20 protein-coding genes are annotated in these 23,073 nt (G+C 67.7%); 12 read left to right on the top strand and 8 right to left on the bottom strand.

All coding sequences use genetic code 11. The annotated features are described in order from the left end of the window. Positions 1-46: 46 nt before the first annotated feature. A complete protein-coding gene (locus ACYVDK_RS00205; protein ID WP_460516211.1) occupies positions 47-343 on the bottom strand; it encodes a GNAT family N-acetyltransferase in 297 nt (98 codons plus the stop codon). Positions 344-401: 58 nt separating this feature from the next. Here ACYVDK_RS00205 and ACYVDK_RS00200 point away from each other — a divergent pair, with 58 nt between their 5' ends. Further along, complete coding sequence (locus tag ACYVDK_RS00200; RefSeq protein WP_460516208.1) at positions 402-1,256, top strand: DNA-methyltransferase; 855 nt, start codon at positions 402-404, stop codon at positions 1,254-1,256. 295 nt (positions 1,257-1,551) lie between these two features. Here ACYVDK_RS00200 and ACYVDK_RS00195 read toward each other — a convergent pair whose 3' ends face one another. The 3 genes from ACYVDK_RS00195 to ACYVDK_RS00185 all read right to left on the bottom strand — a co-directional run bounded on the left by ACYVDK_RS00195 (position 1,552) and on the right by ACYVDK_RS00185 (position 6,829). Beyond that, a complete protein-coding gene (locus ACYVDK_RS00195) occupies positions 1,552-2,790 on the bottom strand; it encodes an MFS transporter (RefSeq protein ID WP_460516205.1) in 1,239 nt (412 codons plus the stop codon). Positions 2,791-2,840: 50 nt separating this feature from the next. Further along, a complete protein-coding gene (locus tag ACYVDK_RS00190) occupies positions 2,841-3,872 on the bottom strand; it encodes a LacI family DNA-binding transcriptional regulator (protein WP_460516202.1) in 1,032 nt (343 codons plus the stop codon). Positions 3,873-4,432: 560 nt separating this feature from the next. After that, entirely contained in the window at positions 4,433-6,829 is a 2,397-nt protein-coding gene (locus ACYVDK_RS00185) for an MDR family MFS transporter (protein WP_460516199.1), read from the bottom strand. Positions 6,830-7,184: 355 nt separating this feature from the next. Between ACYVDK_RS00185 and ACYVDK_RS00180 the strand changes: the two genes are divergently transcribed. Together ACYVDK_RS00180 and ACYVDK_RS00175 are read left to right on the top strand one after the other, a co-directional pair. Next, complete coding sequence (locus ACYVDK_RS00180) at positions 7,185-8,147, top strand: amidase domain-containing protein (RefSeq protein ID WP_460516196.1); 963 nt, start codon at positions 7,185-7,187, stop codon at positions 8,145-8,147. Between the two features lie 46 nt (positions 8,148-8,193). Continuing rightward, positions 8,194-9,006, top strand: coding sequence for a M15 family metallopeptidase (locus tag ACYVDK_RS00175; protein WP_460516194.1), 813 nt, complete (start codon positions 8,194-8,196; stop codon positions 9,004-9,006). Positions 9,007-9,185: 179 nt separating this feature from the next. On the opposite strand, the gene ACYVDK_RS00170 is transcribed toward ACYVDK_RS00175, so the two are convergent. Continuing rightward, the gene (locus tag ACYVDK_RS00170; protein ID WP_460516191.1) at positions 9,186-10,616 is read right to left on the bottom strand and encodes a L,D-transpeptidase family protein; all 1,431 of its coding nucleotides are present in this window, start codon (positions 10,614-10,616) and stop codon (positions 9,186-9,188) included. Between the two features lie 179 nt (positions 10,617-10,795). On the opposite strand from ACYVDK_RS00170, the gene ACYVDK_RS00165 reads away from it, so the two are divergent. The 5 genes from ACYVDK_RS00165 (at position 10,796) to ACYVDK_RS00145 (ending at position 14,930) form a co-directional block, all read left to right on the top strand. Further along, a complete protein-coding gene (locus tag ACYVDK_RS00165; protein WP_460516188.1) occupies positions 10,796-11,434 on the top strand; it encodes an amidase domain-containing protein in 639 nt (212 codons plus the stop codon). A gap of 188 nt (positions 11,435-11,622) precedes the next feature. Further along, positions 11,623-12,138, top strand: a complete 516-nt coding sequence (locus ACYVDK_RS00160) for a type II toxin-antitoxin system HicB family antitoxin (protein WP_460516185.1) — start codon at positions 11,623-11,625, stop codon at positions 12,136-12,138. Continuing rightward, positions 12,138-13,094 carry a DUF4097 family beta strand repeat-containing protein gene (locus ACYVDK_RS00155; RefSeq protein WP_460516182.1) on the top strand — a complete coding sequence of 319 codons (957 nt, stop codon included), beginning with the start codon at positions 12,138-12,140 and terminating at the stop codon, positions 13,092-13,094. Before ACYVDK_RS00160 ends, ACYVDK_RS00155 begins: the two co-directional genes overlap by 1 nt. A 171-nt stretch (positions 13,095-13,265) precedes the next feature. Next, complete coding sequence (locus ACYVDK_RS00150; RefSeq protein ID WP_460516179.1) at positions 13,266-14,108, top strand: ABC transporter ATP-binding protein; 843 nt, start codon at positions 13,266-13,268, stop codon at positions 14,106-14,108. Between the two features lie 9 nt (positions 14,109-14,117). After that, positions 14,118-14,930 (top strand): ABC transporter permease, encoded by an 813-nt coding sequence (locus ACYVDK_RS00145; protein ID WP_460516176.1) that lies wholly within the window; start codon positions 14,118-14,120, stop codon positions 14,928-14,930. A gap of 258 nt (positions 14,931-15,188) precedes the next feature. On the opposite strand, the gene pgm is transcribed toward ACYVDK_RS00145, so the two are convergent. Beyond that, the gene (pgm, locus tag ACYVDK_RS00140; RefSeq protein WP_460516173.1) at positions 15,189-16,814 is read right to left on the bottom strand and encodes a phosphoglucomutase (alpha-D-glucose-1,6-bisphosphate-dependent); all 1,626 of its coding nucleotides are present in this window, start codon (positions 16,812-16,814) and stop codon (positions 15,189-15,191) included. Positions 16,815-16,889: 75 nt separating this feature from the next. On the opposite strand from pgm, the gene pheA reads away from it, so the two are divergent. Together pheA and ACYVDK_RS00130 are read left to right on the top strand one after the other, a co-directional pair. Then, positions 16,890-17,942: a prephenate dehydratase gene (gene pheA, locus ACYVDK_RS00135; RefSeq protein ID WP_460516170.1), complete on the top strand. Its 1,053-nt coding sequence runs from the start codon at positions 16,890-16,892 to the stop codon at positions 17,940-17,942. Between the two features lie 19 nt (positions 17,943-17,961). Continuing rightward, the gene (locus ACYVDK_RS00130) at positions 17,962-18,378 is read left to right on the top strand and encodes a GNAT family N-acetyltransferase (RefSeq protein WP_460516167.1); all 417 of its coding nucleotides are present in this window, start codon (positions 17,962-17,964) and stop codon (positions 18,376-18,378) included. Positions 18,379-18,483: 105 nt separating this feature from the next. On the opposite strand, the gene ACYVDK_RS00125 is transcribed toward ACYVDK_RS00130, so the two are convergent. Beyond that, positions 18,484-19,569, bottom strand: a complete 1,086-nt coding sequence (locus ACYVDK_RS00125) for a diacylglycerol/lipid kinase family protein (RefSeq protein ID WP_460516164.1) — start codon at positions 19,567-19,569, stop codon at positions 18,484-18,486. Between the two features lie 152 nt (positions 19,570-19,721). Between ACYVDK_RS00125 and serS the strand changes: the two genes are divergently transcribed. After that, positions 19,722-20,990 (top strand): serine--tRNA ligase, encoded by a 1,269-nt coding sequence (gene serS, locus ACYVDK_RS00120; protein ID WP_460516160.1) that lies wholly within the window; start codon positions 19,722-19,724, stop codon positions 20,988-20,990. Then, on the top strand, positions 20,987-21,871 hold the full coding sequence (locus tag ACYVDK_RS00115) for an HAD family hydrolase (protein WP_460516157.1): 885 nt from the start codon (positions 20,987-20,989) through the stop codon (positions 21,869-21,871). Before serS ends, ACYVDK_RS00115 begins: the two co-directional genes overlap by 4 nt. Here ACYVDK_RS00115 and ACYVDK_RS00110 read toward each other — a convergent pair. Next, complete coding sequence (locus ACYVDK_RS00110; RefSeq protein WP_460516154.1) at positions 21,763-23,073, bottom strand: sensor histidine kinase; 1,311 nt, start codon at positions 23,071-23,073, stop codon at positions 21,763-21,765. The two genes, ACYVDK_RS00115 and ACYVDK_RS00110, sit on opposite strands and share 109 nt — an antisense overlap.

Genomic DNA, 23,073 nt, shown 5'->3' with positions numbered 1-23,073 from the left:
TGGCGCAGCAGCCGAGACCTAGCGCAACCGCCGAGGGATGGCGTGCTCAGCCCGCGCTCTGCGACGCCTTCTGCAGGTCCTGGTACTCCGGGTGCCGCTGAATCCACGACCGCACATACGGGCACAGCGCCACCACCCGCAGCCCCCCGCCGCGCGCGTCATCCAGTGCTGCCCGCACCAGATCGCCGGCGAGTCCCTCTCCCTGATGTCCCTCGTCCACCTCGGTGTGCGTGAACACGATGTGGTCATCGAATCTCTTGTAATACGCCGCGCCGATCATCTGGCCGCCCAGCTCGATCACGTAGCGGGAGGCATCCCGGTCGTCGCGCACCTGTGCACTCATATCGCCACCATAAGCACACCGATCCGGACTCGGGCCGAGAACCGGCGACAATGATGCAATGCCCGCTTGGTCTCCCGAGAGTCCGAACACCGTGTTCAAGGCCGACAATCTGGCCCTGCTGCCCACGTTTCCGGATGCCTCGTTCACCCTGATCTACCTCGATCCGCCGTTCAACACGGGTCGCAGGCAGGAGCGGCATGCGGTCACCGCCGTGCGCAGCGACTCCATCGGCTCGACGGCGGGATTCCAGGGTCGCGGCTACGAACGCATCCGCGGCGACCTCATGCGCTACGACGACCGTTTCGACGACTACTGGGAGTTCCTCGAGCCCCGGTTGATTCAGGCATGGCGTCTGCTGACCGACGACGGCACCCTGTATCTGCACCTGGACTACCGGGAGTCCCACTACGCGAAGGTGCTGCTCGATGCGCTCTTCGGGCGGGCATCCTTTCTCAACGAGATCGTCTGGGCGTACGACTACGGAGCGAAGTCGAAGAGCAGGTGGCCGGCGAAGCACGACACGATCCTGGTGTACGTGAAGAACCCGCGGGGCTACCACTTCGACTCGGAGTCCGTCGACCGCGAGCCATACATGGCGCCGGGGCTCGTCACCGCGGAGAAGGCATTGCGCGGCAAGCTCCCGACGGATGTCTGGTGGCACACCATCGTGACCACGACCGGCAGGGAGAAGACCGGGTACCCCACGCAGAAACCGGAGGGGGTGGTGCGGCGAATGGTGCAGGCATCCTCTCGCCCTGGCGACTGGGTGCTCGACTTCTTCGCCGGCAGCGGCACGACGGGCGCGGTGGCTGCCGCGCTCGACCGCCGCTTCGTGCTGATCGACAGCAACCCGGAGGCGATCGCGGTCATGCGCACCCGCTTCGACCGGATGCCCGACGTCGCCTTCCGCTGACCGCCCGCGGCTGACCAGCCGCGGCTGACCGCCCGCGGCTGACCGCCCGCGGCTGACCGCCCGCGGCGGTTCTCGCTCGTGCGCGCACCGACGGTCATGCGGAGACCCGGTGCGGCGAGCCACGGCCTGGCGCCGACCCGCCAGGCCGGCATGGAAAGTCGCTGCGCGAGCGGCGGGATCGGCTGCAATTGTCGTTCGGCTGTTCGGCTGTTCGGCTGTTCGGCTGACCGGCTGACCGGCTGACCGGCTGACCGGCTGAGCGGCCTGCGGTTCGGCTGAGCGGCCTGCGGTTCGGTTATGCGGCTAGCCGGCGGCTCAGCGCCCAGTTCGCAACGGCCGCGGCGAGCACGATCAGCGCGGCGAGCACGGGCGTGAACGACACTGCGTGCGCCGAGGTGATGGATGCCACGCCGCCGACGATCGCGGACGCCGCAGCCTGCCCGACCACGATCCCCGAACCGAGCATCGTCATGACGGTGGCGGAGCGTCCGTTCGGGCTTCGCAGCGCCGCGAGGCTGTACAGCGAGACGAGGGTCGGGCCCACGCCGATCCCGGTCACGAACAGCACAGCGACGGCGAGCGGCACGGTTCCGGCGAGCGGGAAGGTCGCGGCGCCTACGAACAGCACGATCGCGAAGGTGAGCCAGCGCGCTCGCAGGCTGTAGCGGGCGGGGAACAGCGCGACGCCGAGTGCGAATGCGGCGGATCCGACCCCGAGCGCCCCGTACACGAGGCCCGACTGGTCGGCGCTGCCGAGTTCGGTCATCAGGGCCGTGAGCGAGGTGAGCATCGCGCCGAAGAAGAGCCCCATGCCGGTTGTCGCGATCAGCAGCACCAGAAGTCGCGGCCGCAGCAGCGCCCTCGCCGGTTCGCGCTCGCGCACCGCCGATTCGTGCGCGGCCAAGCGGCTGGTGGGGTGCAACGCGAATGCGGTGACGAACACGAACTCCAGAAGCGCGGCACCGATGACCGCTGCCTGCGGGCCGAACGCCGTTGCGAGGGCGCCGACCAGCACCGGGCCGAACACGAACGTCACCTCGTCGGCCGCCGACTCGTAGGAGAAGGCGGAATTGAGGATGCTCCCGCGGCGCGCCGCAGGCATCCGCGTCGCGATGATGCCGACGAGTCTGCTCCGCGACAGCGGCGACACCTGGGGTGCGGTGGCGCCGACGAGCAGGGCGGCCAGCAGAACCGCGGCGACCGGTGCGGCGACGGCGCACCACGTGACGAGCAGGAGGGATGCGCCGTTCGCCAGCCCCGCGGCGAGCACGACCATCCGCTGGCCGAACCGGTCGGCCGCAGCACCGATCAGAGGACCGACCACGGCCGTGCCCAGCCCGACGCACGCGGAGACCAGCCCACCGAGCGCGATCGAGTGGCGCACCGTGACGATCAGCGTGAGCACGCCGACCACGATCATCGCGTACGGGAACCGGGCGATGAACGCGATCGGAAAGTAGGCCCGGCCCATAGCACCGAGCAGAAGCGAAGCGGTCGACGTCGTGCGACGCCCTGGTGCGGTCGGGGAGCTCATGCGGCGTTCACTCTACCGGCAGGCCGCTCGCGCAGGTCGCGACGGATGACTCAGCTCGAGCTGCGCATGATCAGCCGCGTCTTCAAGATGGTCGCGTGATCCACCGGCTCGCCCTCGATGATCCTGACCAGCTTCTCGGCCATCGCCGCTCCGAGCTCCGTCATCGACTGGTGCATCGTGGTGAGCGCGGGGGAGGCGGCCGACCCGAGAGCGTCGTCGTCGTATCCGACCACGGCGATGTCGTGTGGAATGCTCAGTCCCGCCTCGGCGATGGCCGCGTACGCGCCGAGTGCCATCTGGTCGTTGGCGGCGAACACGGCGTCGAGCGGGACCTTGCGCGCAAGCAGCCGGCGCATCGCCATCGCTCCGGATGCCGGTGAGAAGTCGCCCCATTCGATGAGCTTCGTGTGCAGGCCCGCCTCGGTCATCGCGCGGCGCCAGCCGAGCTCGCGGTCGAATCCTGCTGGCATGTCGGCGGGGCCGGCGATGGTGGCGATGTTCTTCCGTCCGCGCTCGATCAGGTGCCGGGTCGCGGTGAACGACCCCTCGATGTTGTCGACGTCGACGTAGAAGCTCTCGACGGCGTCGGCCTCCCCGTCGTAGCCGTGCAGCGGTCGCCCGCCGAACACGACGGGAACGGTGCGGCCGAGGCGTGCGTAGGAGTGGTCACCGGAATGATGCGAGACGACGAGCGCGCCGTCGATGTTGCCGCCGGTGAGGTAGCGCCGCGTCTTGTCCGGATTGGCTTCGGATGCCACGACGATGCCGAGCGTGTAGTCCGTCGTGGCGAGATAGACGGCGACTCCCTGGATGATCAGCGCGAAGAACGGGTCCGCGAAGACCCGGGTCGTCGATTCCGGGATGACGAGCGCGATGGATTCGGTGCGGCGGCTCGCGAGCGATCGTGCAGCGCGATTCGGCACATAGTTCAGCTCTGCAATGGCGGCGTTCACCGCCTTGAGCAGTTCGGGCTTCACCTTGGGCGAACCGTTCACGACCCGCGAAACGGTCGCGCGCGAGACTCCGGCTCGTGCTGCCACCATCTCGAGCGTCGGCGCCTGCGCCTGCGTTCTCGCGCCCATGTAGCCCCTTCCCCGCCCGAACCTATCGCGATTCCGTGGCAGGGGCGACCCGCGCAGGTCACGAAATGAGCGCGCTCTCACAATCGCCGCCGACCGGAACTCCTGCCTGCCACACGAAAACAGGACAGATCGCGCTCTCCTGCCGTCGACATGCCAGCCCGGCCTGTTTTCGGGCGAATGTCCTGTTGAGGCGAGCCGGACGGGACGAGGCAGGCGCCGCGCGAGCACAGCGGCCCGCGTCGTGCCGATCGCCGCCGACCGGAACCCCTGCCTGCCACACGAAAACAGGACAGATCGCGCTCTCCTGCCGTCGACATGCCGGTCTGGCCTGTTTTCGGGCGAATGTCCTGTTGAGGCGAGGCGAGGCGGGGCGAGGCGAGGCGGGCGGGACGAGGCGGGCGCCGGGCGAGCACAGCGGCCCGCGTCGTGCGAGCCAGGCAGTCCCGCGCGGGTGAGCCAGGCAGTCTCGCGCGGGTGAGCCAGGCAGTCCCGCGCGGGTGAGCCAGGCAGTCCCGCGCGGGTGAGCCAGGCAGTCCCGCGCGGCGAACGACGGGAGCGGGCTACGGGGTGGCGACCTCGCCCGGGGCGATGTGCCGGCCGTGATGCTCGGACCTCGGTCGCGCATCAGCCGACGGTGGCGGTGCGGCGTTCGGCGCCGGATCCGACACCGAGGCCACGCCGGGCTGGGCGTGACGCCCATGCTCGGCGCCGGAGTCGGTCGCTGCGATTGCTCCCGACCCGACTGGCGCTGACCCGATTGCCGCTGGGCCAACTGACGCCGCCGACCCGGCCGCTGCTGACCCTGACCCTGCCAATCCGGCCGCTACGGACCCGGCCCCTGCTGATCCGCGCGCCGCCTCGGATGCCGGCGAGACGGTGCCGACCGGGACGAGACCCGGCTCGGCCTCCTCGTCGGGCAGCGCCAGCGAGCCGGTCTCGGTGGCGGCTTCGTTCGCGAGCATCGCCTCGTCGTCGGCCGCCTCCTGCAGAGCGGACTTGGCCCGCAGCGGCGGAGTCTTGAAGAACAACGAGAGCACGAAGGCCAGCAGCACGACGATCATGGCGATCCAGTAGACCTCGATCGCCGCGGCGTTGAACCCGACGAGGAACGGCTTCGCCAGCCGTGGGTCGGCGTTTTTCAGGAACGACGTGTCGTTGATGGCGCTGCTGTTCACGCTCGTCGAACCGCTCGAGCTCTTCTTCGCGAACTGCTTCTGCACCGCGGGCACGACGCTCTTCGTGACGAAGGCGTCACGGTTCGCCGCGTTCGTGAAGTCGAGGGTGACGGTTCCATCCGACGACACCCGCGCGACCGGAACGGCGGCCTCGACCGCTGGTACGGCCTTGGCCAGCGCCGCCTTCTCACCGGCGGCAGCTCCCGCGGCCCCGGCCGCGGCTTCCGCTGCCTCCGCGTTCGCCTGTGGGATCTGGCCGGCGGCCACCTGGGCCTGCACGGCCGCGACGCCGGCCTGCTTGCCCTTGGCCGCGCCCGCAGCCTTCGCCCCATCGATCTGCGCTTGCAGCCCCTTCGTCGTGGTCTTCGTCACCTCGTCGACGATCGGGTTGTAGATCGTGCCCATGATGCCCTTGTTCTCCGGCGCGTTGGCCACGGCCGGGTCGAAGGCGGCGTCCAGGGCCGAGGTCAGTGTAGGCTTGTCGCTGAGCGAGGTCTGGATGTTGGCGGGCATCACGGAGAACAGCACCGAGATGAGCACGGCGGTGCCCAGCGTTCCACCGATCTGCCGGAAGAACGTCGAGGCGCTCGTGGCCACACCCATGTCGCGCAGGCCGACCGAGTTCTGGCTGGCGATGGTCAGCGTCTGCATCAGCTGGCCGAGTCCGAGACCGATGAGCAGCATGGCGCCGGCGATGAACCAGTACGAGTAGTCGTACTTCATGAAGGTCAGCCAGAAGAATCCACCGGAGAGCAGCAGCGTTCCGATGATCGGGAACTGCCGGTAGTGCCCCGTGCGGGCGATGATCTGGCCGCTGGCGATCGACGCGATCATCAGTCCGAGGATCATCGGCAGCAGCTGCAGCCCACTCTCGGTGGGGTTCGATCCCAGCACGAGCTGCAGGTAGAGCGGGATGGTCAGCATGGCGCCGAACATGCCGAAACCGACGAGCACGCCGATGATCGTGGCCATCGAGAAGGTGTTGGAGCGGAACAGTTTGAGCGGGATGAGCGCGTCGTCCTTCATCCACATCTCGACGAAGATGAACGCCAGGATGCCGATGGCTCCGATCACATAGCAGAGGATGGCGCCGACGCTGGTCCAGCCCCAGTCGCGGCCCTGCTCGGCGATGAGGAGAAGCGGCACGAGAGCCACGATGACGGCTGATGCACCCCACCAGTCGATGCGCACCGAATTGTGGTCGTGTCGGGGAAGGTGCAGGAAGCGCAGCACGATGAGCAGCGCGATGATGCCGATCGGCACGTTGATCAGGAACACCCAGCGCCAGCCGGCGATCCACAGAATCTGGTTCGCGCCGGCGAAGAGTCCGCCGATCAACGGCCCCGCGACGCTGGAGATGCCGAACACCGCGAGGAAGTACCCCTGGTATTTGGCGCGCTCGCGTGGAGCGAGGATGTCGCCCATGATCGCCAGCGGCATCGACATCAGGCCACCGGCACCGAGCCCCTGGATCGCACGGAATCCGGCGAGCTCGATCATCGACTGAGAGAACGAGGAGAGGATCGAGCCGATCACGAAGATGACGATCGCCAGGATGAACAGCGGCCGGCGACCGAAGATGTCGGACAGCTTGCCGTAGATCGGCGTCGCGATCGTGGAGACGATGAGGTACGCGGTGGTCACCCACGCCTGAAGGCTCAGACCGTGCAGATCGTCGCCGATGGTGCGGATGGCCGTTCCCACGACGGTCTGGTCGAGAGCCGAGAGGAACATGCCGGCCATCAGTCCGAAGATCACGAACAGGATCTGGCGGTGGGTCATGATCGGGGCTTTGGGCGCTGACTGCGCCGACGCTGACATGGCGGCTTCTGACATTGATCCCCGTACGTTGAAGCTGAAACAGCTGATGCGGCACGAAAGCGAAGACAGGCCGGACGGCGATCCCCGCCGTCGTTGGCGTGTGAAGAGTTGTCGGTGCTGAGAAATTTGCGGTGACTGCAAATTTACACCTGAGAAGTGTGCGCGTCGAACCATAGCAGTTACTGAGTCGAACGGTTCGCGCCGGGCGAACAACTGCTCTGATGCGCATGAGGGTCGCCCTTAGGCGGCACGGAGGGCGGTCCCACACGGGGCCCATCGGGTATTCCAAGGAGAGCCGGGTACCGTGAACGGCGCCATGTCGTACCCCCCGAACGAGCCGCACGCGGGCATCCGCTCCCGCAGCCGGCGACGCACCTCTGCTCGTGTTCTGCACACCCGCAATGTGCGGGCGGCCGTCATCGCGGTGGTGGCGGTATCCGCTCTCTTTCTCACCGGATGCACGGCTCATACTGCCCGCACCGATGGCGGCACGGCCGCTGCGCAGCACGCCACTGACGCCTCGCCGTCGGTGGCGTCGGTGTCCCCGGCGCAGGCATCCGTGGTGGGCCAGAAGGTCACCATCAAGGGCACCGACCTGCAGAACGTGAAGACCGTGGCGTTCGGTTCGGCGAATGTGCGTGTGCTCTCAGCCAGCGCCGACAGGGTCATCGCGCAGGCGCCCGCAGCAGCGAACTATCAGCCGGCGACGGTGGGTCTGAAGCTGATGGGCAAGACGGGCAAGACGATCGCGACCAAGTCGAAGGCTCTCGAGTACACGGTTGCGGGCGGCGTGGCGGCGCAGCTGCAGTACGCCCTCGCACACTGGCAGAACTACAACACGGCCGAGTACGGCGACCTCAACCCCGACGGCGGCGACTGCGCCAACTTCGTCAGCCAGACGCTGATCGCGCGCGGCTGGACCATGAACGACGACTGGTACAACCACGAAGCCGGCGACGACTGGAGTGCGGCGTGGGGGTACGTTCCGGCGATGGATGACTACTTCGCCGAGAACGCGTCCAGCCTCGGGCTCGAGGAGCTCAGCTTCTCGCAGGCGGACCGGGCCAAGGTGGCGCTCGGCGACATCGCCGTCTTCGACTGGGACGGGGACGGGTCGCCCGACCACGTCGAGGTCGTCGACCGCATCACGAAGGTGAACGGACAGTACAAGATCGAGCTGGCCAGCCACAACGACGACTACGCCTATCGCGACCTCGACGAGACGATCACCACGCAGCACCCGGGCGCAACCGGCCACTTCTGGCACCTGACGCGCTGAGCGGCTCGGGCGCGGTCACCCTCCGACCCGCCCCTACACTCGTTGGGTGGCATCAAGGCGCGTCGGCCCTCGCACGATGATCGTGCTCGCGGCCGCCGGGCTGCTCGTGCTCGGTGCCGGCGCATGGACGCTGGGCGCCGCACTCCCGGACTCCGCGCCTGTGCGCGCGCAGCTCACGGCCCGCCCGTCGCCGACGGTCTCGCCGTCTCCCGTGCCAGTGCCGACTCCCACCCCGACCAGTCCGGCATTCGACAAGAGCGCGAACTCCATCGACGACCCGTCGAGCATATGGGTCGTGGTGAACAAGTCGCGCGCTCTCAACCCTGAAACCTACGTACCGCCCGATCTCGTGCAGCCGCCCGTTCCGAACATCCACGACCAGCCCGTTCGGCAGGTCGTCTCCGACGCGCTCACCGCCATGTTCGCTGCCGCGAAGTCAGAGGCGGGTCTCCTGCTCACGCTGCAGAGCGGGTACCGCTCCTATGACATGCAGGTCAACGACTACGCCGGAGACGTCGCAGCGCACGGCCGGGCGTATGCGGACAGCGACACGGCGCGACCGGGACACAGCGAGCACCAGACGGGACTCGCCGTCGACATCAGCGCGGCATCCGGTCGCTGCAGCCTCGATGCCTGCTTCGGGCAGACACCCGAGGGACAGTGGCTGGCGGCGAACGCGTGGCGCTTCGGATTCCTGCTGCGCTATCCCCAGGGCGAAGAGGCGATCACGGGCTACACGTATGAGCCGTGGCACTTCAGGTATGTCGGCATCCCGCTGTCGACCGAATTGCACGACACGGGCGTCGCCACCCTGGAGCAGTTCTTCGGGGTGCCGGGTGGCGACACGTATCCCGGCTGAGGTCGTGCGGCGTCGCGAGTGCTCGCGCTGCACGCCCAGCGTTGGCGCTGCGTGCTGGACCGATTCGCATCGGCTCGGCCAGGCGGGCCGGCTCGCTCGGCTCTCGCCTCAGACGTAGGTGCACGCAGACGTCGGTGCACGTAGACGTCAGTGCACGTAGACGTCAGTGCACGCAGACGTCAGTGCACGTAGACGTCGGTGCCGTCAGGCGTCCATTCGTAGAGCTGCTGGGCGAGGCTGATCGGCATGCCCACGCATCCGTGACTCATCGGATGCCCGAAGTTGTCGTGCCAGTACACGCCGTGGAAGGCGTCGCCGTTGTAGTCGAAGTACATGACCCACTGCACGTCAGGCACGACGTAGCCGTATTGCGTGCTCGACATCGTCTGCACGCGGATGTGGTCACGAACGGTGAAATGGCCGGTCGGCGTCGGCGTTGCCGGAAGTCCCGCGGAGATCGCCCAGGAGCCGACGACCGCGCCGTTCTGGATCATGGTGAGGCGCTGCGTGCTCAGGTTCACCTCGATGCTGCGCTGCAGGTTAGTCGTCTGGAACGGCGTCTGCGTCACCGGTAGGCGATACTCGGCGTTGCCGTCGCCGAGCTGGGTCGCGAACGCCCTGGCGATACCGCTGGTGTTCCCGAGCGTGCGGCCGGTCTGGCCGGCGGTATCGACGCGCAGCACTGCGCCGGTGGCGTCGACGATGTTCTGCGCGTTCGCCGGCTGGCGATTCACCTGGCCGGGCAGCGTGTCGACCGCGGTCTGGATCTTCTTCTGATCGGCGGCGATCGAGAAGCCGCCCGTACTGTCGTTCGACGTCACGGTCAGCCACGAGGCGGCGACGTCCGGCGCGACCGGCACGGTGCGTTCGGTGCCGACGTAGAAGCCGATCGTGGCGAGCATGCCGTTGAGCCTCTTCGCGATGGCGTCGGCCGTGGCGGTGCTGATCGGGGGCAGGGCGTCGGCCTTCGTCGTGCTCACCGCGACGCGATCGATGTCCCGGCTGAACGCGTTCTGCAGCGACTGCGCGAGCGCAGCGGTGTTCACGCGGATGCCCGGCGAGGCCGGCTTGACGACGTAGGTTCCGTTCGCGTAGGTGACGGTGGCATCCGTCGGCTTCGTGTAGAGGGTGGGGAGTGCCTGCTGCAGCGCCTTGTCGGCGACGCCCGCCTCGAGCGTGACCGGCGCCTGGATCGGAGCGCCGAACCACGCGCCGACGTTCCACAGCGGCCGGTCGGCGAGCGCCCGGTTCGTGAGCCCCGCGGCGTCGACCTGCACGCCCAACTCGCGCCCGGTCATCCTGGTGCCGTTCACGCTGACGGTGGAATCTGCGAGCCGCTGCGAGACCACGTTCGCTGCGATGCTCGGCGGCAGCCCGCCGACGGGAACGCCGGCGACGGTCGTTCCCGGTGCGATCAGCAGGGTGAGCGCCGCACCGACCAGCACCACGAGCGCGCCGCCGGCGATCCAGATCCAGAGAAAACGCCGCTTGCGCGCCGGCTTGCTCGTCGCCTGGAGCGACTCCGTGATGCGCGCACGCGTCTCCGCCGCAGGCTCTGGCTCGTTCGGGCCGTCGCCGACGGCAGGATCGTGTGTCAGTTGATCCGTCACGGCCGCCTCGTTCGCTCGGTGACCCCCCGCTGGGCGAAACGTCAACACAGATTATATCCGCGCGTCGCAATCAGAAACAGCCCTGTCTATGGGGTAACCCCGAACGGGGCACCTCGGCGTCCGCTCGGGGTGCGGCAGGTCGGGCTGACGCACAGGACGTGGTCGATAGCGTCGAAGGCATGGCGCAGGCGAAACGGCGAACCGGATGGCGGCGTGCGGGGTCTGTGCTCTCGATGGTCGCCGTGCTCGCGCTCGCCGGATGCTCGGCGGGCCCGGCGCCGCTTCCCGCGCCGATCCAGAAGCAGCTCGACTACGCGCTGGCGCACTGGGACCACTACAACACGAAGGTCTACGGCGACCTGAACCCGGTTGGCGGGGACTGCGCCAACTTCGTCAGCCAGACGCTGATCGCGCGCGGCTGGAAGATGACCGACGAGTGGTACGACCACGACGCCGCCGAGGACTGGAGCCCCGCGTGGGGCTACGTTCCGGCGATGGACGACTACTTCGCCGCCAATGCGAAGTCGCTGGGGCTCACGGAGTACCCGTTCGACGAGCGCTCCAGAATCGCGGTCGGCGACATCGTGGTGTTCTCGTGGGCCGGCACCGATGAGTACGACCACGTCGAGATGGTGAGCAAGGTCATCGACACCACCGTCGACGGCAAGAAGCACGTCGACATCAAGATGGCCGGCCACAACAAGGACACGGAGTACCGCGACCTCGACGATGTGCTCGACAAGGAGTACCCCGGCGCATCCGGCCATTTCTGGCACGTGGCGCTGCCGTCGACTGCCGCGCCGACGCCCTCGACATAGCACGACTCTCTCGCCCAACTCCCGGCACCCCGCCTCGTCGAGAGGTCAGAAATTGCGGTCAAACCGGCGGCGACATCGCACCTTTTGGCGTTTCGGTACGGGGGCGGAACGAGTACGTGACACCACGTGGTGTCATCAATTTCATGCTTGTGCTTGACGCGACACCATGATGGTGTCACTATGGTGTCATGCAGTTGGAAACGTACGTCGAAGAACTTCAGCGCCAGCTCGTCGCGGCGGCTGCCGCCGGTACGGACGAGACGCGTGACACGGCCGAGCGGCTGAGTGCGGCGCTCGGCTCGTCGGCGCGGCTCATGCTGCTCGAGGCGCTGGGCGCCGCTGCGAGTGAGATCACGACAGAGCTGACACCGGGGTCCGTCGACCTTCGGCTGCGTGGCCGCGAACCCGAGTTCGTCGTCACCCAGGTTCCGGAATGGTCGGAGCCTTCGGCACCCGCCGAAGCGCCGGCACCCGTGGTGCCTGCCGCCGTCGAGGGTGAGGAGGGGTCGACCACCCGCACGACCCTGCGGCTTCCGGACGAGCTCAAGTCGCGTGTGGAAGCCGCCGCAGCGCACGCGGGCGTCTCCGTCAACACCTGGCTGGTGCGCACGATCGCCTCGGCGCTCGAGGCCGGAGCTTCGCGCACCTTGGCGCAGGAGATCAGGCAAGAGGTCAACAAGCGCGTCACCGGATGGGTTCGGTGATGACCGTGAGCACGGCATCCCGCGGCGGCACAGCATCCACCACCACTTCCACCTCGAATCCCGCTTCCACCGAGAACGCACAGGGGAGAGTCACCATGAACACCGAGTACGAGACACCGCAGCCCATTCAGGTGGTGCTCGACATGCTCGTCGTCGTCAGCCTGACGGTCACGGCCGCCGACACGACGACCACGACCCTGTCGATCAAGGCAGCCGACCCGACCAAGAGGGACGACGTGCGGGCGCTCGGCGAGGTGAACGTCGACTTCGTCGACGGTGTGCTCGGCGTGCGCATCATGCGCACGCTGCGCTACTACACATGGTTCAGCGGCAGTCCGCGACTGATCGTCGACATCACCGTGCCGAAAGGGTCGAACCTGGACGCCAAGGTGGGCGCAGGCAACGTCAGCACTCACGGCGAGCTCGGCTTCTGCATCGCCCGCACCGGAGCCGGCGAGCTCCGCATCGAGCAGTCCGGCAGGACCACGCTGCACAGCGGCGCCGGCGCTATTCAGGCGGGTCGCGTCGCCGGTCCGTTGCGTGTCACGAACGGGGCCGGTTCCATCCGGATCGGCACTTTGGAGGGCGAGGGAAACATCAAGAACACCACGGGAACCACCACCTTCGGCGAGGTCGAAGGACCGCTCACGATGAAGTCCACAACGGGCGATGTCGTGATCGAACAGCTGAACGGCTCGGCCGAGATCAAGTGCGCACACGGAGAGGTGCGCATCGACCGGGTCGGCACAGGCGAGGTCAAGATCGACGGCGGCTACGGATCCATCGAGGTCGGCGTGCCGGAGGGCACGGCTGCCTGGCTCGACATCGCCTCACGGCACGGGCAGGTGCGCAACGAGCTCGAGGCGGCATCCGCCCCGGTCGAGACCGACCGCACCGTGGCCATCACGGCGCATGCGGACTACGCCTCCATCACCATCCGCCGCCCGCTCCAGTAGCGGCCCGGCCCACCGCTTCAAGTCGCACGATCGGCCCGTCTGAGGGTCGATGAGGGCATCGCTCGCGACTTGAACGTCAGACGAACACCACACCAGAAACAGTTGCCGCTCGAGGAGGGCGGTGATCGGCGCGCCCGGAAACGGGGCGACGCGAGAGAACGGAAGAACATCATGACAACCAGCGCAGTCCAGTCCCCTGCGATCCAGGTGCAGGGCCTGGTGAAGTCGTACGGCAAGCTCGAGGTGCTGCGCGGCGTCGACTTCGACGTCGCACAGGGCAGCATCTTCGCGCTGCTCGGCTCCAACGGTGCAGGCAAGACCACGGCCATCCGCATCCTGTCGTCGCTGCTTCGCGCCGACGGCGGCAGGGCGACCGTGAACGGGTACAACGTCTTCAAGCAGGGTGCTCAGGTGCGGCAGTCGATCAGCCTGACCGGCCAGTTCGCTGCCGTCGACGAGATTCTCAGCGGACGCGAGAACCTCGTGCTCATCGCCAAGCTGCGGCACGTGAAGCATCCAGAGGCCGTCGCAGACGAGCTGCTGGCGCGATTCTCCCTCACGGATGCCGGCGCTCGCCGCGTGTCCACCTACTCCGGTGGCATGCGTCGCAGGCTCGACATCGCGATGAGCCTGATCGGCAACCCGCCGGTCATCTTCCTCGACGAACCGACGACGGGTCTCGACCCCGAGGCGCGCATCGAGGTCTGGGATGCCGTCAAGAAGCTCGCGGCGAGCGGCACCACAGTGCTTCTCACCACGCAGTACCTCGACGAGGCGGAGCAGCTGGCCGACCGCATCGCCATCCTGCACAAGGGCCGGATCATCGTGAACGGCTCCCTCGGGGAGCTCAAGGCACTGCTTCCGCCGGCGAAGGTCGAATACGTCGAGAAGCAGCCGAGCCTCGAAGACGTCTTCTTCGCCATCGTCGGCGACAAGGGCGACGAATCGGCGGACACCGCCACCGGCAACGACACGAACAAGTCCGGCCGTCGTGCCGGCGCGAACCAGAAGTAGGCGAAGACCATGACAACGACGACGACAACCCAGATCGCGACCGGATCGCGCACGCCGACCGGATCGCACTTCTTCGGCGACACCGCAGTGCTGACCGGACGCACGGTCAAGCACGTCACACGCAGCCTCGACACGATCATCACGACCTGCGTCATGCCCATCGGGTTCCTGCTGCTGTTCGTGTACGTGCTCGGTGGCGCCATCCACACCGGAACGAACACCTCGTACGTGAACTACCTGCTGCCGGGCATCCTGGTGATCACGGTCGCCTCCGGCATCTCTTACACGGCCTTCAGGCTGTTCGTCGACATGCAGGGCGGCATCTTCGAGAGGTTCCAGTCCATGCCGATCGCACGCTCGTCCGTGCTCTGGGCGCACGTGCTCACCTCGATGATCGCGAACGTGGTCTCCATGGTCGTGGTCGTGGGCGTCGCGCTGCTGATGGGGTTCCGCACCGGCGCGAGCGTGCTCGACTGGCTGGCCATCGCGGGCATCCTGCTGCTCCTCACGCTCGCCCTGACCTGGATCGCGGTGATCCCGGGCCTGAGCGCCAAGAGCGTGGACGGCGCAAGCGTGTTCTCGTACCCGCTCATCTTCCTGCCGTTCATCAGTTCGGCCTTCGTGCCCACGGCTTCCATGCCCGGCCCGGTCGCCTGGTTCGCTCAGTACCAGCCGGTGACGCCGATCGTGAACACGATCCGCAACCTGTTCATCGGAGCGCCGGTGGGCGGTGAGATCTGGATCGCGCTGGCCTGGCTGGTGGGCATTCTGGTGGTCGCGTACGTGTTCGCCCAGGTGATCTACCGCAAGAAGATCAGCTGACTCCGGCCTCGTTGTCCAACGCCCGAAAACAGGACAGATCGCGCTCGCACGCCGAGAGCATGACGATCTGGCCTGTTTTCGGGCGATTGTCCTGTTGGGGGAAGCTGCTCGGGTTGTCCGGCCGTGTCGCGATCGGGCAGAGCCTGAGACATGCCGCGGCGTCGATCACGCATGACGCTCTACGAGGCGGCGGCGTGTACGGCGCCGAACGCAACAGCGCACTAGGCCGACCGCGAGGCGCCCGGCGGGAACGGGCGCCTAATCGGCCCTGATCGCCGCGTCGACGATCTGCTTCGCCTCGGACTGCACCTGGCGCAGGTGGTCGAGGCCGAGGAACGACTCGGCGTAGATCTTGTAGACGTCCTCCGTGCCGCTCGGGCGGGCAGCGAACCACGCGTTCTCGGTCACGACCTTCACACCGCCGATCGGAGCGTCGTTGCCGGGAGCTCGGGAGAGCTTCGCGGTGATCTTCTCGCCCGCGAGCTCGGTCGCTGCGATGGCGTCGCCGTCCAGCCTGCCGAGCTTCGCCTTCTGCTCCTTGGATGCCGCGGCATCCACCCGCTGATAGACCGGATCGCCGAACTGCTCGGTGAGCTCGCGATACAGCTGCGACGGGCTCTTGCCCGTGACGGTGGTGATCTCGCCGGCCAGCAGGGCGAGCAGGATGCCGTCCTTGTCGGTCGTCCATGCGGTGCCGTCCATGCGCAGGAACGACGCGCCGGCGCTCTCCTCGCCGCCGAACGCGACGGAGCCGTCGACGAGGCCGGGAACGAACCACTTGAAGCCGACCGGCACCTCCCAGAGCCGACGGCCGAGCGAGTCGGCGACGCGGTCGATGATCGAGGATGACACGAGGGTCTTGCCGATCGCGGCATCCGGCCGCCAGCCTGGGCGGTGCGTGTAGAGGTACTGGATGGCCACGGCCAGGTAGTGGTTCGGGTTCATCAGCCCGCCGTCGGGCGTGACGATGCCGTGCCGGTCGGAGTCCGCGTCGTTGCCGGTGAGTACGTCGAAGTCGTCTTTGTGGTTCAGCACGGATGCCATCGCTGACGCGCTGGAGGGATCCATGCGGATCTTGCCGTCCCAGTCCAGGGTCATGAACCCCCATTGCGGATCGATGGCCGGATTCACGACGGTGAGATCGAGGCCGTACCTCTCGCCGATCAGCGACCAGTAGTGGGCGCTCGCGCCGCCCAGCGGGTCGGCGCCGATGCGCACGCCGGCCTTCTTGATGGCATCCACGTCGATGATGTTCCGCAGGTCGTCGACATAGTGCTCGCGGAAGTCGTACGTGGCCACACCGCTCGGTTCCGCCCGGTTCACGCTGCGCAAGCCGTCGGAGATGAGCTCGTTGGCGCGGTTCGCGATCCAGCTGGTGGCATCGGTGTCGGCCGGTCCGCCGTGCGGCGGGTTGTACTTGAATCCGCCGTCGCGAGGCGGGTTGTGGCTCGGCGTCACGACGATGCCGTCCGCCGGCGCACTGGTGCCATGTTCGCGGTTGTAGGCGATGATCGCGTGGCTGACCGCCGGGGTGGGTGTGTAGTCATCGAACTCGTCCACGAGTACGTCGACACCGTTAGCCACGAGCACCTCGAGCGCCGTGGTCTGCGCCGGCATGCTCAGCGCATGCGTGTCGGCACCGATGAAGAGCGGGCCGGACGTGCCCTGCGACCGGCGGTACTCCACGATGGCCTGCGTGACGGCCGCGATGTGATCTTCGTTGAAGGCCGTGTCGAACGCGCTCCCGCGGTGCCCGCTGGTGCCGAACACGACGCGCTGCTCCGGCATCGAGACATCCGGTTTCAGGTCGTAGTACGCCCGCACGAGAGCCTCGACATCGATCAGGTCTGCTTCTGTTGCTGGAGTGCCTGCGCGATCCGACATGCGACCAAGTCTGACACTCGGCCGGCGTCTCGTCGCGTGTCGGGGTGTGTCTCAAGCGCAGCTAGGCTTTTCGCCATGTCGGATGCCCGCGCCGCGACACCAGCCCCCGTAGTAATAGGTACAGAGCCGGCTGACGCGCCCTCTGCCGCGTACGCGCCTGAAGCGCGTTCCAACGGATCGCAGACGTACAGCTTTCTGGGGCCGTCCGGCACGTTCACCGAGGCGGCTCTCGCGCAGGTGCCCGAGGCGCAGGGCAAGCCCTGGCGTGCGGTGAACAATGTGGGGGAGGCGCTCGACGATGTGGTCTCGGGCCGCAGCGTCGCCGCGATGATCGCGATCGAGAACTCGATCGAGGGTGGCGTCTCGGCCACTCAGGATGCACTCGCGAGGAACCCCGAGTTGCGGATCATCGGCGAGTATCTGGTGCCGGTCGGCTTCGTGCTGGTCGCCCGTCCGGGAACGAAACTGGCCGACGTGAAGACGGTGGCGGCGCATCCGGTCGCCTACGGACAGTGCAAGGAGTGGCTGGGCGCGTACCTGCCTGCGCACGACTACATGCCGGCTTCGAGCAACGTGACGGCAGCCATCTCGCTGCTGGAGACCGATGCCACAGGCCGCCCGATCAGCCCGGCCGACGCGGCGATCGCCCCGCCCGCCATCGTCGATCACCACGACCTCGTGCTGCTGGCCGAGAACATCATCGACAACCCGAACGCCGTGACGAGGTTCGCGCTCGTCAGCCGCACGCGTAGCATCCCGGAGCCGACCGGCGCCGACAAGACGAGTCTCATCGTCGAGCTGCCGTCGGATCAGTCCGGAACGCTCGTCGAGATGCTCGAGCAGTTCTCCACCCGCGGCGTGAACCTCAGCCTGATCGAGTCCCGCCCCATCGGCGACGAGCTCGGGAGGTACCGGTTCGTCATCGACGCCGAGGGCCACGTGAAGGACGAACGAGTCGCGGATGCCCTGCTCGGCCTGTTCCGGTTCAGCCCGAACATCAATTTCCTCGGCTCGTATCCGCGCGCCGATCACGTTCCAGCCGACTTCGACCCGCGCTATGCGGACGGCGTGTTCATCGAGGCGCGCGACTGGTTGCGCGGTCTCATCGGCGGCGAGCCCGAGGCCTGAACGCCTCTACCCTGGAACGATGGACGACCGCTATCGCTTCTCGTGCAGCACGGCCGAGGTCGACCGGGAGCTCGTGCATCGCTGGCTGAGTGAGCAGTCGTACTGGGCGCAGGGGCGGCAACGGTCGGTACAGGATGCCGCCATCGAGGGTTCGCGCAACTACGGCGTCTTCGATGCCGAATCCGGCGCCCAGGTCGCGTACGCGCGGGCAGTGACCGATGGCGTCACGTTCGCCTGGTTGTGCGACGTGTTCGTCGATCCGTCCGTGCGCGGCAGCGGGGTCGGCGTCGGCCTCATCCAGGGCATTGTCGCCGACCTCGAGCCGCTGGGGCTCAAGCGCATCGCGCTGGCCACGGGCGACGCGCACGGCCTGTACGCGAAGTTCGGCTTCGAGCCGCTGGCCGAGCCCTGGAAATGGATGGCCCGGCAGGGCTGAGTGCGACGCGCCTGAGCCGCAACATTCGTTCAGGTCGCGGTTTCTGTCGCGTCAACTCGCTTGTACCGACGGAAAGTGCGACCTGATGAGCGATGGTGCGCGGCGTCAGGAACGCGCAGGCACCCGCACGACGAGGGCACCGGCATCCGCCCAGAAGTGCGCGCCGACGACCTCGCCGAAACCGTCGCCGTCGAGCTCGACCGGCTCGGCACCCTCCACCTCGACGTGCACCGACCGTCCGCGCAGGTAGGTGAGCACGCGGGTCTTGTCGGAGCCGGTGAGGCGGATGATCTGGCGCCCGAACGCGAAACGGCGCAGCACCCGGTTCTCCCACGTCACCTTGCGCCAGATGGCCAGCCACCCGAAGATCGTGCGCGGCTGCACCAGGGCGACGTCGAGTACGCCGTCGTCGAGGCTGGCATCGGGCAACAACTCCATGTTTCCCGGCAGCACGCCGCAGTTGCCCGCGAGGATCGTGCTCACGTGCGCGGAATGCGCCTGCTGCCCGGGCAACCGGTAGTGGATGTGCAGCTTCTTCGTGCCGAGCGAACGCAGGCCGCCTTCGACGTAGGCCAGCCATCCGACCCGCTTCTTCAGCTGCGGATTCGTCTTCGCGAACATTGCGGCGTCGATGCCGATGCCCGCCATCACGAGGAAGACGTGATCGCTCGACGCGCCGTTGTCGCGGGTCAGCTCGGCGACGCCGACATCCATGGGCATGTCGGCGCCGTTGATGGCGATGTCGACGGATGCCTGCAGATTCGCGAACGGCAGCCCCAGGTTGCGCGCGAGAAGGTTGCCTGTGCCGAGTGCCACGATGCCCATCGGCACACCGCTGCCGCGCAGGCCCGCTGCCACAGCTCTCACCGTGCCGTCGCCGCCTGCCGCGAGCACGAGATCCGCTCCGTCGTCGAGCGCGCGCCTGGTCAGGCCTTGGCCTGCATCGTCGATGGTGGTCTCCAGCCAGACCGGATCGGCCCACGCCGTGTCATCCGAAGCGGACGCCGTCTGACGCGCCGAGACACTGGATTCCACGGCAGCGCTCAGCACCTTCTGGTCGGCTTTCGTCGGGTTGTACACGACTGCCACGCGACGCATGCCTGCGCTGCCAGACGCATCGGCGCTGTCCAAGGCGCCCGGGGCCAGGCCGGCGGACGCGGGATCGGATGCTGCTGCGACCGGATCGCTCACCCTCACCACGCTACCGACTGGGCCTGGCCGTCGCCGCAGGCGGGTACTCGGGTCGAGAAGTCAAAGAATGCGACCAATGCCGGAAGTCGACCGCATCTTTTGACTTCTCGAAGCGGGGGAGGCGCCCCGCGAGCGTTACATAGGATTGAACGATGATCGATCCCGTCCTTCTGCGCGAGAACCCCGACCTCATCAGGCGTTCGCAGGAGGCACGCGGCGAGTCACCCGAGACCGTGGATGCCGCGCTGAACGCCGACGCGGAACGTCGCGCGGCGATCACCGAGTACGAGTCGCTGCGAGCCGAGCAGAACGCGTTCGGCAAGCGCGTGGCATCCGCTCCGAAGGACGAGAAGAAGGAGCTCGTCGCGCAGGCGCAGCAGCTTGCGGCACGGGTGAAGCAGGCGCAGGCGCAGGCATCCGGTGCCGAGGAGCGCTTCGACGACGCTGTTCGACGCATCGGCAACGTCATCATCGATGGCGTGCCTGCCGGCGGCGAGGATGACTTCGTCACGCTGCGCGAGGTGGGCACGAAAGCGCTGTTCGACTTCGAGCCCCTCGACCACCTCGAGCTGGGCGAGAAGCTCGACGCCATCGACATGGCCCGCGGCGCCAAGGTGAGCGGCGCCCGCTTCTACTTTCTGAAGGGGGTCGGCGCGCGGCTCGAGATCGCCCTGATGAACTACGCGCTCGAGACGGCGCTGCAGAACGGGTTCACGCCGATGATCACGCCCACGCTGGTCAAGCCCGAGGTGATGCAGGGCACCGGATTCCTCGGCGCACACGCCGACGAGGTCTATCACCTCGGAACCGACGACCTCTATCTCACGGGCACGAGCGAGGTCGCGCTGGCCGGATACCACGCCGACGAGATCATCGACTTCAGCGACGGTCCGCTGCGCTACGCCGGGTGGTCGACGTGCTACCGGCGTGAGGCCGGGAGCGGCGGCAAAGACACCCGCGGGATCATCCGGGTGCACCAGTTCAACAAGCTCGAGATGTTCGTGTACACCACCGAAGCGGATGCCCAGGCCGAGCACCTGCGCCTGCTTGCGTTGCAGGAGCAGTTGCTGCAGTCCCTCGGTCTGGCGTATCGGGTGATCGACACCGCTGCAGGCGACCTCGGATCCAGCGCCGCGCGCAAGTACGACGTGGAGGCGTGGGTGCCGACGCAGGGTCGCTACCGCGAACTGACATCCACGTCGAACTGCACCACGTTCCAGGCCCGGCGCCTGCACATCAGGTACCGCACCGAAAGCGGCAAGACCACCCCCGCAGCGACGCTGAACGGCACGCTCGCCACGACACGGTGGATCGTCGCGCTGCTCGAGACGCACCAGCACTCCGACGGCTCCGTCACGGTTCCCGAGGTGCTTCAGCCGTATCTCGGCGGGCTCGACGTTTTGCGGCCGGTGGCCGCATGACGGGCGCGCGGTCTGCGGTCGGCGATGGCCTCGCGGCGGAAGGTTCGCGCGCGTCTGCGGTGCAGGCATCCGGTCGCCTGCTCGTCGCCCTCGACGTCGACGGAACGCTGCTGCACGAGGACGGGTCGGCGTCCGATGCGGTGAAGGATGCCGTGCTTGCGGCGATCGACGCCGGTCACGAGGTGACGCTGGCGACGGGTCGCAGCTGGGAGACCGCCCGCGACGTGCTGGCACAGTTCGGCATGAAGCCCGAGTACGTCGTGTGCTCGAACGGCGCCGTCATCATGCAGCGCGACGGCGACGGATACCGCCGCGCGATCGTGGAGACGTTCGACGCCAGGCCGGTGCTCGAGATGGTGCACGGGTTTCTCCCCGAGGGCAGCTACATGGTCGAGGAGGCCGACGGCACCAGGTACTACACGGAGGGGATGGACTCTTCCGGCTGGACGCTCGGGCAGGCCGACCCCGTTCCGTTCGATGAGCTCGGCCGACAGCCCGTCAGCCGTGTGGTGGTCGTCTCGCCGTCGCATGACGCGGAGGAGTTTCTCGGCATCGTCGAGCAGATGGGGCTGCGCAAGGTCACCTACGCCGTCGGTTGGGCCGCCTGGCTCGACATCGCGCCGGAGGGCGTGAGCAAGGGCAGCGCGCTCGCCCGCGTGCTCGACCGGCTCGAGCTGCGATCGGATGCCCTGCTCGTTGTCGGCGACGGACGCAACGACATCGAGATGTTCCGGCTGGCGCGATCCGGCGGAGGCCGCGCGGTCTCGATGGGTCAGGCGCCCGACGAGGTGAAGGCCGAGGCCGACGAGGTGACCGGAACGGTCGACGATGACGGGCTCGCGGACGTGCTCATGTCGGTGGCGGCGAGTCGCGCGCTCTGAGCCGACTGAAGGGACGCAGGCAGGCGCACCTCGACCTCCAGGCCGCCCTCACGACGAGCAGTCGCGCTGACGGTTCCGCCGTGGGCCGCGGCGATGGAGCGAAAGAGTGCGAGTCCGAGTCCGAGCCCTTCGTGTCCGATGCGATCGTCACGTCGGGTGAAGGGTAGGAAGAGCCGTTCCACGTCGTCGGAGGGGATCTGCGGTCCCGTGTTCGAGATCTCCAGCACGGCGGTATCGCCGTCGACGCCGGTCGTCACGGTGATCGTGCCTTCTGGCACGTTGTAACGCTCGGCGTTGTCGAGAAGATTGCCCACGAGGCGTTCGAGCAGCACACGGTCGCCGAGGACCGGCGCATCGTGCAGGCGCAGCGTGGGGGCCGGGGTGCGGCCGGCGCGATCGTCGACACAGTCCTCGACGATGACCGCCAGGTCGAGCTGCTCCGCCAGCGATGGCGCCTGCTCGTTGCGTGCCAGCGTGCGCAGAGCGTCTATGAGCCGCTCTGCGCCATCGACCGCCTGACGGACCTCGATGCACATCGACGCGGTCTCCTCGGCGGTGGGATGCGGTTTGGCGAGGAACACGTCGATCGAGGTACGCATCACGGTGAGCGGTGTGCGCAACTCGTGGCCCGCGTTGGCGATGAACTGTCTCTGAGTGTGGAACGCCCTGTCGAGAAGGTCGAGCATGTCGTCGAACGTGTCGGCGAGCTCGCGCAACTCGTCGTGTCTGCCCTGCAACGCGAGCCGGGTCGACAGATTGTGCTCCGTGGCCTGCCGGGCTGCCGCGGTGAGCTGGTGCACGGGCCGGAGGATGCGCCCGGCGACGAACCGGCCGAGAACCGCGGCGAGCACGGTCATGCACGCCAGGGTCAGCAGCGAGTACAGCAGGAGGTTGTCGAGCGTGGCGGTGCACTGGGCGGCGGCGCCGGCCTGCACGCCGTTCGCATACAGGGAGACGCACTTCTTCTTCGCGTCGGCTGGAACGGGTCCCTTCGGGGTCTGCAGGTGTTCGCAGTGCTTGATCTGGCTGTTCATCTCTGACGGCGAGAGCGACGAGCCCTCCGTGGTGGGGATCTGCAGCACGAGCACGTACATCACCGCGACGAGCACCACGCCGCAGGCGAGGAACAGCGAGGTGTACAGCAGCGTGAGGCGGGCGCGGGCGCTGAGCCGCAGGCGGAACCTCGCGAAGATCGCGTTCAT

The organism is Humibacter antri, from assembly GCF_054777235.1.
This window is presented reverse-complemented; position numbering and strand designations above follow the sequence as displayed.

What these genes read in the sequence shown, in the direction of transcription:
- ACYVDK_RS00205 (WP_460516211.1), bottom strand. Translation starts at nt 343, where the DNA reads ATGAGTGCACAGGTGCGCGACGACCGGGATGCCTCCCGCTACGTGATC.
- ACYVDK_RS00200 (WP_460516208.1), top strand. Translation starts at nt 402, where the DNA reads ATGCCCGCTTGGTCTCCCGAGAGTCCGAACACCGTGTTCAAGGCCGAC.
- ACYVDK_RS00195 (WP_460516205.1), bottom strand. Translation starts at nt 2,790, where the DNA reads ATGAGCTCCCCGACCGCACCAGGGCGTCGCACGACGTCGACCGCTTCG.
- ACYVDK_RS00190 (WP_460516202.1), bottom strand. Translation starts at nt 3,872, where the DNA reads ATGGGCGCGAGAACGCAGGCGCAGGCGCCGACGCTCGAGATGGTGGCA.
- ACYVDK_RS00185 (WP_460516199.1), bottom strand. Translation starts at nt 6,829, where the DNA reads ATGACCCACCGCCAGATCCTGTTCGTGATCTTCGGACTGATGGCCGGC.
- ACYVDK_RS00180 (WP_460516196.1), top strand. Translation starts at nt 7,185, where the DNA reads ATGTCGTACCCCCCGAACGAGCCGCACGCGGGCATCCGCTCCCGCAGC.
- ACYVDK_RS00165 (WP_460516188.1), top strand. Translation starts at nt 10,796, where the DNA reads ATGGCGCAGGCGAAACGGCGAACCGGATGGCGGCGTGCGGGGTCTGTG.
- ACYVDK_RS00160 (WP_460516185.1), top strand. Translation starts at nt 11,623, where the DNA reads ATGCAGTTGGAAACGTACGTCGAAGAACTTCAGCGCCAGCTCGTCGCG.
- ACYVDK_RS00155 (WP_460516182.1), top strand. Translation starts at nt 12,138, where the DNA reads ATGACCGTGAGCACGGCATCCCGCGGCGGCACAGCATCCACCACCACT.
- ACYVDK_RS00150 (WP_460516179.1), top strand. Translation starts at nt 13,266, where the DNA reads ATGACAACCAGCGCAGTCCAGTCCCCTGCGATCCAGGTGCAGGGCCTG.
- ACYVDK_RS00145 (WP_460516176.1), top strand. Translation starts at nt 14,118, where the DNA reads ATGACAACGACGACGACAACCCAGATCGCGACCGGATCGCGCACGCCG.
- pgm (WP_460516173.1), bottom strand. Translation starts at nt 16,814, where the DNA reads ATGTCGGATCGCGCAGGCACTCCAGCAACAGAAGCAGACCTGATCGAT.
- pheA (WP_460516170.1), top strand. Translation starts at nt 16,890, where the DNA reads ATGTCGGATGCCCGCGCCGCGACACCAGCCCCCGTAGTAATAGGTACA.
- ACYVDK_RS00130 (WP_460516167.1), top strand. Translation starts at nt 17,962, where the DNA reads ATGGACGACCGCTATCGCTTCTCGTGCAGCACGGCCGAGGTCGACCGG.
- serS (WP_460516160.1), top strand. Translation starts at nt 19,722, where the DNA reads ATGATCGATCCCGTCCTTCTGCGCGAGAACCCCGACCTCATCAGGCGT.
- ACYVDK_RS00115 (WP_460516157.1), top strand. Translation starts at nt 20,987, where the DNA reads ATGACGGGCGCGCGGTCTGCGGTCGGCGATGGCCTCGCGGCGGAAGGT.
- ACYVDK_RS00110 (WP_460516154.1), bottom strand. Translation starts at nt 23,073, where the DNA reads ATGAACGCGATCTTCGCGAGGTTCCGCCTGCGGCTCAGCGCCCGCGCC.